The sequence below is a fragment of the Streptomyces sp. NBC_00287 genome, assembly GCF_036173105.1.
Classification (GTDB): Bacteria; Actinomycetota; Actinomycetes; order Streptomycetales; family Streptomycetaceae; genus Streptomyces.
In genome coordinates, this window is record NZ_CP108053.1 from 1,356,673 (window position 1) to 1,373,971 (window position 17,299).

Below are 17,299 nucleotides of genomic sequence, written 5' to 3' on the forward strand. Positions count from 1 at the left end.
TCAGGAGCTTCCGAATTCGCGGTCGATCAGGGCGAACATCTCGTCGGCGGTGGCCGCGTCGAGGTCCTCCTCGTCGACGTCGTCGGTGCCGCCCGCTGCGTCGTCGGTCAGCCGGACCAGCAGCGTCTGGAGCTGCCGGGTGAGCTTGATGCGGGTGTCGGTGTCGGGGGTGGACGCGGCCAGCGCCGCTTCGAGCCTGTCGAGTTCGGTGAGGGCGTCTCCGGTGCCGCCGTCGAGCGCCATCTCGTCCCGGAGCAGGGCGACGATGTCGGTGACGGTGGGGTGCTCGAAGACGAGGGTGGTGGGCAGGGCGAGGCCGGTGGCGGCGCCGAGCTGGTTGCGCAGTTCGACGGCGGTCAGCGAGTCGAAGCCGAGGTCGCGGAAGGCGCGGTCCGGTTCGATGGTCGCGGGGCCGCTGTGGCCGAGGACGGCCGCCGCCTGGCCGCGTACCAACTCCCGTAGTTCACGGTCCTGTTCACCCGGCGGCAGGCCGCGCAGCCGGGCGCGGAGTTCGGAGGTGCCCGCCTCGGTGACGACGGCGGTCTCCCCGGCCTTAGGGAGGTACGGCCGCGCCTGCGGGAGGTCGTCCAGGAAGTGGGTGTCCCGGGCGGAGGTGAAGAGCTGGGTGAAACGCTCCCATTCGATGTCGGCGACGGCGACAGTGGCCTCGTCGTGGTCGAGCACCTGCTGGAAGGCGGTGAGGGCGAGTTCGGGGTCGATGAGCGGGAGTCCCTGGCGCTGGGCACGCCGGTTGAGGACGGGTCGTTCGGCGGCGTCCCGGCTGTCCCGCTCGTTGACGGCGTCCCAGATGCCCCAGGCGACGGCGGTGACAGGCACCCCACGGGCCCGCTGGCCGAGCGCCCAGGCGTCGAGGTGGGCGTTGGCGGCGGAGTAGGCGCCGTGGTCGCCGCTGCCCCAGAGGGCGGCGACGGACGAGTAGACGACGAAGGCGTCCAGCTCCCGCTCGCCGAGCAGTTCGGCGAGCATCCGGGCACCGGTGATCTTGGCGTCGACGACGTTGGCGTACTGGGCGACGGTGGTGTCGGCGAGGGCGCCCAGCTCATAGAGGACCGCGGTGTGGAAGACGGCACGGATGTCGTCGCCGGCCGCGTCGAGTCCGCCGATGAGCGAGGCGAGCGCGGCGCGGTCGGTGACATCGCAGGCGGCAATCGTCACCCTGGCTCCCAACTCCTCCAGCTCCGCGCGCAGTTCGGCGGCGCCGGGGGCGTCGGTGCCGCGCCTGCTGGTGAGGACGAGGTGCTCGGCGCCGTTGCGGGCGAGCCAGTGGGCGAGGATGCCGCCGAGCAGCCCGGTGCCTCCGGTGACGATGGCCGTGCCGCGCGGCTTCCAGTCCCGCACCGGCCCGTCGGCGGGCAGCGGCGCGGGCACCATCCGACGGGCGAGAAGCCCGACGGTCCGTACGGCGACCTGATCGTGCTCGATGCGGTCGCGCTGGGCGAGCACGGCCACGATCCGGCGCCGGACCCGCTCGTCCTCCAGATCGGCGGGCAGATCGACAACGCCGCCCCATTGCTGCGGCAGTTCGAGCGCGGCGACCCGGCCCATCCCCCAGACCTCGGCCTGGACGGGGTGCGTGATCTCGTCGCCGTAGCCGGTGGCGACGGCGCCCCGGGTGACGCACCAGACCCGGGCGTCGAGTCCGGTGTCGGTGACCGCCTGAATCAGGGCGAGGGTGGCGGCGACGCCCTCGGCGACCATGGGGTGACCGTCGGCGGGCCGCTCGTCCGCCAGCGCCAGGGAGGAGAGCACCCCGGTGACTCCCTGCTCCCCGGCCGCCTCGGTCAACAGCCGGGCGAGCAGCGCACGATCGGCGCCACCGGACGGCACGGGCACGGTCACCACATCGGCGCCGCCCTCCCCGAGCAGCCCGGTGAGGCCGGTGTGCCAGTCGTCCCCGGCGCCCTCCGAGGTCAGGTGGAGCCAGCGACCGGACAACTCGGCGGACGCGGCGGTGTCGGGCTGCTGCTTCCAGACGACCTTGTAGCGCCAGCCGTCGACGGTGGACAGCTCACGGTGGCGACGCCGCCAGGAGGCGAGCTCCGGCAGAACCGCCCGCCACGCGTCCTGCTCGCCTCCGAGGCCGGAAAGCACCGCCAGGTCCTCGCTCTCGACGGCTTCCCAGAACTCGGAGTCCAAAGGGGAGCCATCGGTGGGGGTTTCGGGCGCGGGCTCCAGCCAGTAGCGGCGGTGCTGGAAGGCGTACGTCGGGAGGTCGACGCGGCGCACGGTGCGGCCCGCGTATACGGCGGACCAGTTGATGTCGGTGCCGTGGACCCAGAGTTCGGCGGCGCTCGCGATGAAGCGGGCGCTCTCGTCCTCGTCCCGACGGAGCGTGCCGACGACGGTGACCGGCTGCTCGGCGGCTTCCGCGATGGACTGCACGCCCATGGTCAGGACGGGGTGGGCGCTGACCTCGATGAAACGGGAGTGGCCCTGGGCCAGCGTTGCTTGGATCGCGTCGGTGAAGCGCACGGGCCGGCGCAGGCCTTCGTACCAGTACGAGGCGCCCATCGTCGCCGTGTCCAACGCCTCGCCGGTCACGGTGGAGATCAGTGGCACCCGCGATGCGCGCGGCGCCACCGGGGCAAGGGCGTTGAGCAACCGCTCGCGGATGTCCTCGACCTGGGCGGAATGCGAGGCGTAGTCGACCGGCACCCTCCGCGCGCGGACGCCGGCGGCATCCGCCAACCCGGCGATCTCATCCAGCGCTTCCGGATCACCGGCAACGACCGTGGCATCGGGCCCGTTGAAGACGGCGATGGACACCCGATCGCCATACGGCTCAACCCACCCCGATGCCTGCTCAGCACCGGTCGCCAACGACAACATCCCACCACGGCCAGCGAGTTCATCCCGGATGGCAGCCGAGCGAAGAGCAACAACCCGGGCCGCGTCTTCCAGGCTCAGGGCACCGGCCACGGCTGCGGCGGCGATCTCACCCTGCGAGTGACCGATCACCGCAGCCGGTGTGACCCCAAAGGATTCCCAGACGGCCGCCAGCGACACCATCACCGCCCACAGCACCGGCTGGACCACATCCACCCGCCGCATCCAGGCATCGTCATCGCCGCTCAGCACCTCGGTCAGCGACCAGTCCACGAAGGACCCGAGTGCCGCCTCACACTCACCGATCCGCGCCGCGAACACCGGCGAGGACTCCAACAACCCCCGCCCCATCCCCAACCACTGCGACCCCTGCCCCGGAAACACGAAGACCGTGCCGCCTGCCTCAAGGGCGGTGCCCGTGACGGCGTGCGCCGAGGAGGTCAACGCCCTCAGAGCATCGGCAAGTTCGCCCACCTCGGACCCCCACACCACCGCGCGGTGCTCCAGCGCGGACCGCGTGGTGAGCAGGCTCCATCCGACGTCGACCGGATCGCGGTCGGTCAGGGCACCCGCGAGGTGCTCCGCCTGGGCGGTCAGCGCCTCGGCGGTGCGGGCCGAAACGGCCAGCGGCAGCACAGATGAGCCGGGCAGACCTGCGGGGCCGGACACAACCGCCGGGCCCATGGGCGCGGAACCCGGCGGTGCTTCCTCCAAGATGACGTGGGCGTTCGTCCCGGACATGCCGAAGGCGGAGACTCCGGCGCGGCGCGGTCCGGTCCGGCCCTGAGTCCAGGGCACGGGCCGGTCGAGCAGGGCGACGGTGCCGTCGGACCAGTCGACGTGGCTGGTGGGCTCCCCGGCATGCAGGGACGGCGGCAGGACGCCCGCTCGCATGGCCATCACCATCTTGATGACACCGGCGACACCGGCGGCGGCCTGGGTGTGACCGAGGTTGGACTTCACCGACCCGAGCCAGAGCGGCTGTTCGGCGTCCCGATCACGGCCGTAGGTGGCGAGGAGCGCCTGCGCCTCGATCGGGTCGCCCAGGGTCGTACCCGTGCCATGGGCCTCGACGGCGTCGACGTCGGCGGCGGTGAGCCCGGCGCCCGCGAGCGCGGCGCGGATGACGCGCTGCTGCGACGGACCGTTGGGAGCGGTCAGCCCGTTCGACGCCCCGTCCTGATTGATGGCCGAACCGCGCACGACCGCCAGCACCTGATGGCCCTTGCGGACCGCGTCCGACAGCCGCTCGACGACGAGCACACCGGCGCCCTCCGACCAGCCGGTGCCGTCCGCCGACTCGGCGAAGGGCTTGCAGCGGGCGTCGGCGGCGAGGCCGCGCTGTCGGCTGAACTCCACGAAGGCACCGGGCGTCGACATGACCGTCACACCGGCCGCGAGCGCCAGCTCGCACTCGCCGTTGCGCAGTGACTGGACGGCCATGTGCAGGGCGACCAGGGAGGAGGAGCAGGCCGTGTCGACGGTCACCGCGGGCCCCTCCAGGCCGAGCGCGTAGGCGATCCGTCCGGAGACCACGGCGGCGGCGCTGCCGGTGGCCTGGTAGCCGGCGACGGCTTCGGGCGAGCGGCCCAGCAGGGTGGCGTAGTCCTGGCCGTTGGAGCCGACGAACAGCCCGGTCGTGGAGCCGTGCAGCCGCGTCGGGGGCAGTCCGGCGCGTTCCAGGGCCTGCCAGGACAGCTCCAGCAGCAGCCGCTGCTGGGGGTCCATGGCCTGGGCCTCGCGCGGCGAGATACCGAAGAACTCGGCGTCGAACCCGGCGACGTCGTAGAGGAAGCCGCCCTCGCGGACGTAGGAGGTGCCGGGGCGCCGTCCCTCGGGGTCGTACAGCGCCTCGACGTCCCAGCCCCGGTCGGCGGGGAAGGCGCCGATGGCGTCGCCCTCCTCGGTGACCAGCCGCCACAGGTCCTCGGGCGAGCTGACCCCGCCGGGGTAGCGGCAGGCCATGCCGACGATCGCGATCGGCTCGTCCGCGCGCACCCGGGTGGCGGGCAAGGCCGACTCGGGGGCGGCGCCGAGGAGTTCACCGCGCAGGTACGCGGTGAGGGCGGCGGGGGTGGGGTGGTCGTAGACCAGTGTGGACGGCAGCCGGAGCCCGGTGGCGGTGGTGAGGCGGTTGCGCAGTTCGACGGCGGTCAGTGAGTCGAATCCGAGGTCCTTGAAGGCGCGAGCGGGCTGGAGACCGGCGGTGCCGCTGTGGCCGAGGACGGCGGCCACCTCGGTGAGGACGGTCTCGGTGAGCAGGCGGTCCTGCTCCTCGGGGATACGCCCGGACAGGTGGCGGGCGAGGTCGCTGTCTTCCGGGGCGCCCTGCTCCGGCCCGGCCAAGTGCGGCAGGGCGTCGGGCAGTTCGCCGATGAGCGGCCGGTGCCGGGTGGCGGTGTAGGCGGGGACGAACCGCTCCCAGTCGACGTCGGCGACCGTGACGTTGGTGTCCCCCCGGTCCAGCGCCTGCTGGAGCGCGGCGACGGCCAGTTCGGGCCGCATCGCACGGATGCCGCGCCGTGCCAGGTGGGCGGTCATCTCTTCGTCGGCCATGCCGCCGTCGGCCCAGGCGCCCCAGGCCACCGCGGTGGCGGCGAGGCCACGGGCGCGCCGGTCCTGGGCGAGGGCGTCGAGATGGGCGTTGGCGGCGGCGTAACCGCCCTGGTGGCCGCTGCCCCAGACCCCGGCGATGGAGGAGAAGAGCACGAAGGCGTCCAGCTCGCGGTCGCCGAGGAGGGCGTCGAGGTGGTCGGCGCCGTCGGCCTTGGCGGCCAGTACGTCCGCGAGTTCCTCCTGCGTCAGCTCCGGTACGGCGGTGAAGTGGCCGATGCCCGCCGCGTGCACGACGGTGCTGAGCGGCCGGCGTCCGGGCAGTGTGTCGAGGAGCGTGGCTACGGCGTCCCGGTCGGCGATGTCGCAGGCGACGACGGAGACTTGGGCGCCGAGAGCGGTCAGCTCGGCGGCGAGTTCGGCCGCGCCGGGGGCCTCGGGGCCACGGCGGCTGGTGAGGACGAGATCCTCGGCGCCGTTCCGGGCCAGCCGGCGTGCGATGTGCGCGCCGAGTCCACCGGTACCGCCGGTGATCAGGACGGTGCCGCCGGGCTTCCACTCCGTACCGGGGTGGGCGCCTGCGGTGGCGCGGGTGAGGCGGCGCAGGAAGGTCCCGGAGGCGCGGACGGCGCACTCGTCCTCGCCGTCGGTCCCGGCCAGGACGGCGGCGAGGCGGAGGGCGGCCCGCTCGTCCACCGCGGCCGGGAGGTCGACCAGACCGCCCCAGAGCGGGGCGTGCTCCAGCCCGAAGACCCGGCACAGGCCCCACACTTGCGCGAGGGCGGGGTCGGCGATCCGCTCGTCGGGGGTGACGGCGACGGCGCCGCGGGTGACGCACCACAGCGGGGCGTCGAGCCCGGCGGCCACGTGGGCCTGGAGCAGGGTGAGGGTGACGTCGAGCCCATGGGCCCCGGGGAGCAGAGAGAGGACGCCCGAGACGCCCCGCTGCGGCGCGGCGTCCCGCAGCAACCCGGCGACGTGCTCGGCGCCGAGTCGCGGTGCGTCTTCTCCGAGACGGAGTTCCACGACGTCGGCGCCGAGGGCGCGCAGGGCGTCGAGCACCTGAGGCTGAGCAGGGTCCGGGGCTGTGGCGCCGTCGGCCGGAAGAACGGCCAGCCAAGTGCCGTCGAGGCGGCCGGAGTCCAGGGCGGTGACGGGCTTCCACACCGTGCGGTAGCGCCAGGCGTCCAGGGTGGAGCGGTCCCGCTCGCCGCGCCGCCACGAGGCGAGGGCGGGGAGCAGGGTGTCGATGCCGCCGTCGCCGTCTGTGCCGAGGTCAAGGGCGGCGGCGAGGGCGGAAGCGTCCTGGTTCTCGACCAGTTCCCAGAAGCGGGCCTCCGCCGAGTCGGGGGTGGCGGCGGCACCCTTGCGGGCGGCGGACTCCAGCCAGAACCGTGAGCGCTGGAACGGGTAGGTGGGCAACTCGACCCGGTGGGCGGCGCCGCCGTCATGGAGCGCGGCCCAGTCGACGGTGCCGCCGTGGACGTACAGGGTGGCAAGGGCACGGAGCAGGGTGGCCGGCTCGGGCTGGTCCTTGCGCAGGGCGGACAGGAGCAGAGCGGGGGGCGTTGCTTGCGTCGCGGGGTCGGCGAGGCAGTCGTCGGCCATGGCCGTCAGCACCCCGTCGGGGCCCAGCTCCAGGAAGGTGGTCACGCCCTGGTCGCGCAGCCAGCGCACGCCGTCGTGGAAGCGGACGGGCTCGCGGACATGGCGTACCCAGTAAGCGGCGGCGCCCAGCTCACCGGGTGCCGCGCCCGCGCCGGTGACATTGGAGACGACCGGTATACGGGGCTCGGCGTACTCAAGACCGGCGGCTACGGTGCCGAACTCGTCCAGCATCCCGTCCATGTGCGGGGAGTGGAAGGCGTGGCTGACGCGGAGGAACTTGGTCTTGCGGCCGCGCTCGCGCCACAGGCCGTCGAGTGCGGTGACGGTCTCCCGGTCCCCGGCGATGACCACGGACGCCGGGCCGTTGACGGCGGCCAGGCTTACGGCGCCCTCGTGGCCCGTGAGCGTCTCCCGGACCTCGTCCTCGCCCGCCTGGACGGAGAGCATGGCCCCGTCAGCCGGCAGCGCCTGCATCAGCCGTCCGCGCGCCGTGACGAGCGCGGCGGCGTCGGCCAGCGAGAGCACCCCGGCGACATGGGCCGCGACCAGCTCACCGACGGAGTGCCCGGCGACATGGTCGGGGCGGACGCCCCACTGCTCGACCAGGCGGTAGAGGGCCACCTCGACGGCGAAGAGCGCGGGCTGGGCCCAGGCGGTACGGTCCAGCAGGGCCGCGTCCTCGCTGCCCGGCTCCGCGAACATCACCTCGCGCAGCGGCCGTTCCAGGTGCGCGTCGAGCGCCTCGCAGACGGCGTCGAGCGCCCGCGCGAACGCCGGGTACACGCCGTACAACTCGCGCCCCATGCCGACCCGTTGGCTGCCCTGGCCGGTGAAGAGGACGGCGACGGGCCCGGCGGAGGCGGCGACGCCGGTGACGACCTCGGGCCCGCCGCTGCCCGCGGCGACGGCCGCGAGTCCGCGGGCGAACCCGGCGCTGTCGTCGGCAAGGACGACGGCCCGGTGATCGAGGGCGGCGCGGGTCGCGGCGAGCGACAACGCGATGCCGGCGGCGGGGAGTCCTGGCCGCTCCGCGGTGAACGTGGCGAGGCGTTCGGCCTGGGCGCGCAGGGCGCCATCGGTACGACCGGAGAACGCCCACGGGGTGGGGGCGGCCGGCTCCGTGACGGGGGGTGTGTACGGGTGGGCGGGCTGCCCAGGCTCCGTGCCAGGGGGCACGTACGGGTCGGCGGGCTGCCCAGGCTCCGTGCCAGGGGGCACGTACGGGTCGGCGGGCTGCCCAGGCTCCGTGCCAGGGGGCACGTACGGGTCGGCGAGCTGCCCAGGCTCCGTGCCAGGCGGCACGTACGGGTCGGCAGGCTGCCCAGGCTCCGCGTCGGCCGGTTCCCCCGGCTGCGTGCCAGGGAGCGCGTACGGCTCGGCGGGCTCCGGGGCCTGTTCCAGGATGACGTGTGCGTTGGTGCCGCTGATGCCGAAGGAGGAGACCGCGGCGCGGCGGGGGCGACCGTCGGTCGGCCACTCCCGTACCTCGGTCAGCAGCCGTACACCGCCCGCCGTCCAGTCGACGTGCGGGGTGGGCTCGTCGGCGTGCAAAGTCTTCGGCAGTACGCCCGCCCGCATCGCCATCACCATCTTGATGACGCCCGCGACACCGGCGGCGGCCTGGGTGTGCCCGATGTTCGACTTCACCGAGCCGAGCCAGAGCGGCTGTTCGGCGTCCCGATCACGGCCGTAGGTGGCGAGGAGTGCCTGCGCCTCGATCGGGTCGCCCAACGCGGTGCCCGTGCCGTGCGCCTCCAGGGCGTCGACATCGGCGGCCGCCACCCCGGCCTTGGCGAGCGCGGCCCGGATGACGCGCTGCTGGGAGGGGCCGTTGGGAGCCGTCAGCCCGTTCGATGCCCCGTCCTGATTGATGGCCGAGCCACTCACGACAGCGAGGACCCGGTGACCATTGCGACGAGCGTCCGAGAGCCGCTCGACGACGAGCACCCCGACACCCTCGGACCAGGCGGTACCGTCCGCACCGGCCGAGAACGCCTTGCAGCGGCCGTCGGCGGCGAGTCCGCGCTGACGGCTGAACTCCACGAACATGTACGGCGACGGCATCACGGCGACACCGCCCGCGAGAGCGAGGTCGCACTCACCTTGCCGCAGCGACTGGGCCGCGAGGTGCAGCGCGACGAGCGCCGAGGAGCACGCCGTGTCGACGGTAACCGCCGGGCCCTCCAGGCCGAAGGTGTAGGCGAGCCGCCCGGAGGCCACGCTGGAGGTGTTGCCGATGCCGAGGTAGCCCTCGACATCGCCGGGCACCTCGTCCAGCCGCGCCGCGTAGTCGGTCGCGACCACACCGGCGAACACACCGGTACGGCTGCCGCGCAGCGAGGTCGGCGGGAGACCCGCCCGCTCGAACGCCTCCCAGGTCGTCTCCAGGAGCAGCCGCTGCTGCGGGTCCATGGCAAGGGCCTCGCGCGGCGAGATACCGAACAGCTCGGGGTCGAACTCGGCCGCGTCGTAGAGGAATCCGCCTTGTCGGGTGTATGTGGTGCCGGGGTGTGCCGGATCGGGGTGGTAGACCCCGTCCAGGTCCCAGCCGCGGTCGGCGGGGAAGGCGCCGATGGTGTCGACTCCCTCGGCCACCAGTCGCCACAGGTCCTCCGGGGACGCCACGCCGCCGGGGAAGCGGCACGCCATGCCGACGATCGCAATGGGCTCGTCCGTCGCCGCCGCCGCCGTCGTCGCAGGGGCGGTCGTCTCCTTTTCCGTCCCCCACAGCTCGGTGTGGAGGTAGCCGGCGAGCGCGGTCGGGGTCGGGTGGTCGAAGACGAGGGCGGTGGGGAGCCTTAGCCCGGTCGCCGTGTTGAGGCGGTTGCGCAGTTCGACTGCGGTCAGCGAGTCGAAGCCCTGCTCCTTGAAGGAACGCTCGGCATCGACGGACTCTTCGGAGACATGCCCCAGAACGGCGGCGACCTGTCCGCGTACCAGCTCCACAAGCCGCCGCTCCCGCTCGGGCCGACTGAGCCCGACCAGCCGCTCGGTGAGCGCGTCGGTGGAAGCTGCGCGGGCGGTACGCCGGGTCGGCGCGGCGCGGACGAGTCCGTTCAGTACGGCGGGGATGGTTTCGGCGGCGCGCAGTCCGGCCAGGTCGAGGCGGGCGGGCACGAGGGCGGCCTCGGCGGTGGCTACGGCCCGGTCCAGCAGGGCGAGTCCCTCGGCCGAGGGCAACGGGGCCAGCCCCATCCGGCTCAGCCGCTGACGGTCGGCGCGGCCCAACTCGCCTGTCATGGAGCTGGCTTGTTCCCACAGCCCCCAGGCCAAGGAGGTCGCGACCAGCCCCTCAGCCCGTCGACGGTGCGCCAGCGCATCCAGGAACGCGTTCGCTGCCGCGTAGTTGGCTTGGCCGGGGCCGCCGAAGATGCCGGAGGCGGAGGAGTAGAGGGCGAAGAGGGCAAGGTCGGAGTCGCGGGTCAACTCATGGAGGTTGATGGCCGCTTGGGCCTTGGGGCGCCATACGGTGGTGAGCTGGTCCGGAGTGAGGGTGGTGACCAGCCCGTCGGCAAGTACGCCTGCCGCGTGGACGACGCCTGTGAGGCGCCGTCCGTCGAGGAGGGCGGCGAGTTGGTCGCGGTCGGCTGCGTCGCAGGCGACCACCTCTACGACGGCACCCAATTCACCGAGTTCTGCTACGAGTTCGGCCGCACCCGGCGCCTCCAGCCCCTGCCGACTCGTCAGCAGCAGATGCCGTACCCCATGTCCGGTGACCAGGTGGCGGGCGAGGAGCGAGCCGAGGGTGCCGGTGCCTCCGGTGATCAGGACGGTGCCCTCGGGGGCGAGTACCGCGGGCATCGTGAGCACAACCTTGCCCGTGTGCCGGGCCTGGCTCATGAACCGGAAGGCTTCCCGGGCCTTGCGCACATCCCACGCCCGCACCGGCAGCGGCTCCAACGCCCCCGCCTCGAACAGGCCCATCAACGCCCGCAGCATCTCGCCGATCCGCACCGGACCCGCATCCAGCATGTCGAAGGCGACGTACTCAGCGGCAACCTGCCCGGCATCCCGGATATCGGTCTTGCCCATCTCCAGGAACCGGCCACCGGACGACAACAGGTCGAGAGAGGCGTCAACGAACTCGCCGGCAAGGGAGTTGAGGACCACATCCACGACCGCGTCAGCGAAGGTCTCCCGGAAGGTCAGATCACGGGAGGACGCGATCGAGGCATCATCCAGCCCCAAGCCCCGCAACGTGTCCCACTTGCCAGGGCTGGCCGTGGCGAGGACAGTCGCACCGAGGTGCCGGGCGAGCTGGATCGCCGCCATACCGACACCACCGGCCCCCGCGTGCACCAGGACGGTGTCGCCCCGCTGGACGGAGCCGAGGTCGACCAGCGCGTAGTACGCAGTCAGGAACACCACCGGGACGGACGCGGCCTGCTCGAACGACCACCCCTGCGGCATCGGTACGACCACACGCGCATCCGCCACCGCTATCGGACCGAAACTGCGCGGTACGAGGCCGAGGACTCGGTCGCCCGGGGCGAACTCAGTGACGTCCTCGGCGGTCTCCACGACCACTCCGGCGATCTCACTGCCGATCCATGCCTCGCCCGGGTACATGCCGAGACCGATCAGGACGTCGCGGAAGTTCACACCGGCCGCTCGGACGGCAATCCGGACCTGACCGGGCTCCAGCAGTGCGGAAGCCTCCGGCGCCGGCACCAGCGCAAGGCCGTCCAACGTGCCGGTGCCCGAGGTGTCCAACCGCCACGCGTCCGCCTCCGCCGGAACCGTAAGACCCTCGCCGGAACCAGCCGCACGCACCAGACGCGGCACCAGCAACCGGCCGTCGCGGACCGCCATTTGCGGTTCGCCACCGGCCAAGGCTGCCCGTACGACGGCGTCGTCGTTCTCGTCTTTGGTCGGGTCCAGGTCGAGGAGGACGAAGCGCTCGGGGTACTCGGACTGCGCGGACCGGACGAGACCCCAGACGGGTGCGGTCGCCAGGTCGGCGATGTCGCCGCCGTCGGTGGCCACGGCACCGCGCGTCGCCACTACGAGGCGGGACCCGGCCAGCCGCTCATCGGCCAGCCAGCCCTGCACCAGCGCCAGCACCTCGGCGGTGGTTCCCTCGGGGTCGCCACCGGCGGGCGGGGCGAACAGGACCAGTGAAGGTACGGAGGACTCGCCGGCCAACAACCTGGTGAGGTCGGTGAGTGACCCATCCGGGCCGATTACGGCCCAGTCGGCCACCCCGTCCAGGTCGGCGGCCTGCGGTGCGTTCTCCCATATCAGCCGGTAGAGGGAGTCACGCTCGGCGGAGAGGGAGGACGCCAACTGCTCTGTCGTAACGGGCCGCAGGGTCAGGGAGTCGGCCACGGCGATGAGCTCGCCCGTGCCGTCGGCGAGGAGCAAGGAGAGGGTGCCGTCGGTGCCAGAGGTGATGCGGACGCGGGCGGCGGTGGCGCCGGACGCGAGGAGGGACACGCCCTCCCACACGAACGGCAGCCGCAGCCCTGTTCCGGCCTCCGAAGCCAGCACCGCATGCAACGCCGAGTCCAGCAAGGCCGGATGCACCCCGAAGGCACCCGCTTGGGCATGCCGCTCCTCCGCCAACTCCACCTCGGCGAAGACCTCATCCCCCCGACGCCACAAAGCCCTCAAGCCCTGGAAGGCGGGCCCATAGCCGTAACCAGCGGCCTCGGCCTCCGCGTAGAAGCCGGACACATCCACCGGCTCGGCGCCCACGGGCGGCCAGACCGTGAGATCGGCGGGGTGCGCGGCCGGAGCGTCGTTCAGGATGCCTTCCGCGTGCTGGACCCAGGGAGCGTCCAACTCCTCGGGACGGAAGTAGACGGCAAGAGACCGCTGCCCGTCCTCGCCGGCCGAACCGACCACGACCTGAACCTGCACACCACCCTGCTCGGGGAGTACGAGGGGGGCTTGGAGCGCGAGTTCGGTGAGGTGGCCGCAGCCGACCTCGTCCCCGGCCCTGATCGCCAACTCGACGAAGCCGGTCCCCGGGAAGAGGACCCTGCCCGCAACAGCGTGGTCCGCAAGCCAGGGATGAGTGCGGAGGGAGAGCCGACCGGTGAGAACGGCACCGCCATCGGCTGCGAGGCTTACCGCGGCACCCAGCAGCGGGTGATCCGTCGTGGCGAGACCGGCGCCGCTGACGTCGGCGGTTCCCGTGCCGGATTCCAGCCAGTAGCGCTCGCGTTGGAAGGCGTACGTGGGCAGGTCGACGCGGCGTGGATTGCGGCCGGTGAAGAGGGCGGGCCAGTCGATGTCGACACCGCTCGTCCACAGTCGGGATATGGCGGTGGTGAAGGTCTCTACCTCGTCGTGGCCACGCCGCGTGGTGGAGACGAACAGGCCTTCTGCGCACTCGGCGCCCATCGCGGTCAGTGTCGCGTCCGGGCCCAGCTCAAGGAACTTGGTCACTCCGGCGTCGGCCAGCGAGGCCATGCCGTCGGCGAAGCGGAGGGCCTCCCGTACATGCCGCACCCAGTAGTCGGCGGTGCGTATCTCCTCATCCGCCACGCGGCCGGACACGTTCGACACGACCGGTATCCGCGGCTCGGCGTAGGCCACACTCGCGGCCACCTGCGCGAAGTCCGCCAGCATCGGCTCCATCAGCTTCGAATGGAACGCGTGCGAGACCGCCAGCCGACGGCACTTGACCCCCGCAGCCGTCAAACGCTCCCGTGCTGCCTCGACATCGGCCTCAAGGCCCGAGAGGACCACGGACGTCGGCCCGTTCACCGCAGCGATGTCCACGCCAGCACCGACAACCTCGTCCACCTCAGCCGCGCTGGCCTGCACGGCGAGCATGGCCCCGCCTTCGGGCAATGCCTGCATCAAGGCGCCGCGGGCTGCCACCAGGCGGCAGGCGTCCTCCAGCGAGAACACTCCCGCCACATACGCGGCGACCAGTTCACCGACCGAATGACCCATCACAAAGTCCGGGCGAACACCCCAGGACTCCGCCAACCGGTAAAGGGCCACCTCCACCGCGAACAACCCCGCCTGCGTGAACACCGTCCGATCCAGCGCCTCGGACGACAGCGCCTCCATCAGCGACCCAGGCAGCAGACCCTCGAACCCGTCACATACCTCGCCCAACACCTGAGCGAACACCGGGAACTCAGCCGCCAGCCCCGCACCCATCCGAGCCCGCTGAGACCCCTGCCCCGTGAACAACACCGCAAGACGGCCATCGGCCACCCCGGAGGACTCGACGGAAGCCAGCCCCGCCCGCAGCTCCTCAGCACCCCTCCCCCAGACCACCGCCCGATGCCCCAGCCCGGCCCGACCAGTCGCCAACGACCAGCCCACATCCACCGGTTCAAAAGACCCCGCGACCTCCGACAACCGCCCCGCCTGCGCCACCAGCGCTTCCGCAGAACCGGCGGACAACACCCACGGCACCAGACCACCCACCGGAACCGAAGGCCCAACCGCCTCCTCCTCCGGCACCCCCTCCAAGATCACATGCGCATTCGTCCCGCTCGCGCCGAAGGACGAGACACCCGCTCGCCGCACACCGTTCGGCGACTCCCAGGCCTGCTCCTCCGTCAGAAGGGAGACATGCCCTGCGGACCAGTCGACGTGCGGGGTGGGCTCATCCACGTGCAGGGTGCGCGGCAGCACACCCGCCCGCATCGCCATCACCATCTTGATGACACCCGCCACACCGGCGGCGGCCTGGGTGTGCCCGATATTCGACTTGATCGACCCCAGCCACAAGGGCCGGTCACTCTCACGCCCCTGCCCATAGGTGGCCAGCAGGGCCTGAGCCTCGATCGGATCACCCAACGTCGTCCCCGTGCCATGCGCCTCAACCGCATCCACTTCGGCGGCGGAGAGCCCAGCGCTGGCCAGCGCCTGCCGGATCACCCGCTGCTGCGAAGGACCGTTGGGAGCAGTCAGCCCATTCGACGCACCGTCCTGATTGACTGCGGAGGCGCGCACAACTGCCAACGCCTGATGGCCATTTCGCCGCGCATCCGACAACCGCTCCAGCAGCAGCACCCCCGCACCCTCACCCCACCCCGTCCCGTCCGCAGCGGCAGCGAACGGCTTGCACCGGCCGTTGGCGGCAAGCCCCCGCTGACGGCTGAAGTCGATGAAGGTGCCCGGAGTCGGCATGACGGTGACACCGCCCGCCAGGGCAAGGTCGCACTCGCCCTGCCGCAGCGACTGGGCCGCGAGGTGCAGGGCGACGAGCGAGGACGAGCAGGCCGTATCCACGGAGACCGCAGGTCCCTCAAGACCAAAGGTGTAGGCAAGGCGACCGGAGACGACGCTTCCGGAGGTTCCCGTGCCGATGTAGCCCTCGATGTCCTCGGGGATGCTCGGAAGCCGGCTGGCGTAGTCGTGGTACATGACCCCCGCGAAGACACCGGTACGGCTCCCCCGCACCGAGTCCACCGCGATACCCGCCCGCTCGAACACCTCCCACGACGTCTCCAACAACAACCGCTGCTGCGGATCCATCGCCACCGCCTCACGCGGCGACACCCCGAACAACCCCGCATCAAACTCAGCAGCTTCATAGAGGAAGCCGCCCTCATTCGCATACGACTTACCGAACGCGCCCGGATCCGGATCAAACAGCCCCTCCAGATCCCACCCACGATCGGCCGGGAACGGACCCACCGCATCCCGGCCCTCCACCACCAGCCGCCACAACTCCTCCGGCGACCCCACCCCACCCGGATAACGACAAGCCGCCGCCACAATGACCACCGGGTCATCCACCACAGCCGCAGTCACCGGACGGGCAACGACCTCCGCAGAGGACGACCCCTCCACCTCATCCACCAGCAGACCCGCCACCGCCACCGGCGTCGGAAAATCAAACACCAACGTCGCCGGAAGCCTCAGCCCCAACGCCTCACCCAGCCGATTCCGCAGCTCCACCGCCAACAACGAATCAAAACCCAACTCCTTGAACGTCCGATCGGCCCCGATCAGGGCCGTTCCCGCATGTCCGAGGACGGTCGCAACGTGGGTACGGACGACATCCAGAGCGACCGGCCCGCGCTCCGTCGCAGGGAGCGACAGAAGTCGGCGTGCCAGCGTGGATCCGCCGGACTCGGCGCGATCGGCGTGGGCGACGCGGCGGACCGGCGCGGGCACGAGGGTGCGCAGCAGCGGCGGCAGTGCACCCGTGCCGGCCTGGGTGCGCAGCGCGGCACGGTCGAAGGCGACCGGCACCAGGTGCGCGTCATCGTGGGTCATGGCGGTGTCGAGGAGGGCCAGTCCCTCGGCGGTGGTCAGCGGGGTCATCGCCAGCCGGGCGACGCGAGCCCGGTCGGCCTCGGTCATCGCGCCCGTCATCCCGCTGGCGCCGGCCCACAGCCCCCACGCCAGGGAGATCGCGGGTAGCCCCTCGGCCCGGCGCCGCTGGGCGAGAGCGTCCAGGAAGGTGTTGGCTGCCGCGTAGTTGGCCTGGCCCACTGTGCCGAAGACACCGGCGGCTGAGGAGAAGAGGACGAAGGCGGAGAGGTCGAGTTCGCGCGTCAACTCATGCAGATGTACGGCGGCATCCACCTTGGGACGCAGGACGGCCTCGAGTCGATCCGAGCTCAGCGTGGTCACGACCCCGTCGTCGAGAATGCCCGCGAGGTGCACCACACCCGTGACCGGATGCTCGGCGAGCACTGCGGAGAGCGCCTCACGGTCGGCAACGTCACAGGCCACGACCTCGGCATGTGCACCCTCGGCCGCCAGCTCAGCCACCAACTCCACCGCACCCGGCGCCTCACCACCACGCCGACTGGTCAGCACCAGCCTGCGCACCCCGTGCTCCACCACAAGATGCCGCGCCACCAACGCACCCAGCGTCCCCGTACCACCCGTGACCAGCACCGCACCATCACCGAAACCGGTGGAGGCCTCGGACCCGGAGGCGGTGGAGCGGGCCAGGCGCGGCGCCAGCACCTCACCGCCGCGGATCACGATCTGCCACTCGCCCGCGCCGAGCGCGGTGAGGGCGAGCGGGAGTCCGTCGGCGTCCTCATCGAGGTCCAGCAGACCGAACCGGCCGGGATTCTCGGCCTCGGCCGACCGAACCAGACCCCACACCGCGGAGGCAGCGAGATCAGTGGGACCCTCCGTGCCCGTGCCCACGGCACCGCGCGTCACGACCACCAGACGCGACCCGGCGAACCGCTCGTCCGCCAGCCACTCTTGCAGCATGGCGAGCACGGCACCCGTCACGGCAGAGGTCGTCGACGCCAGCCCGTCGCCTTGCGGTGCGGGCGGCGTGCAGAGCACCAACGCGGGTACGCCATCCCCGGCCAGCGCGTTAAGCCCCTCATGCAGGGTGCCGCCC

At 72.2% G+C, this 17,299-nt stretch carries 1 protein-coding gene (cut by a window edge); it reads right to left on the minus strand.

From position 1 onward, the window contains the following. Positions 1-17,299, minus strand: partial view of a type I polyketide synthase gene (locus OHT76_RS06210; RefSeq protein WP_328869737.1) — the final stretch only. The gene runs 18,134 nt beyond the window's last position; the window shows 17,299 of its 35,433 coding nt (coding positions 18,135-35,433); its start codon lies beyond the right edge, outside the window — the gene reads right to left on this strand; the stop codon is at positions 1-3.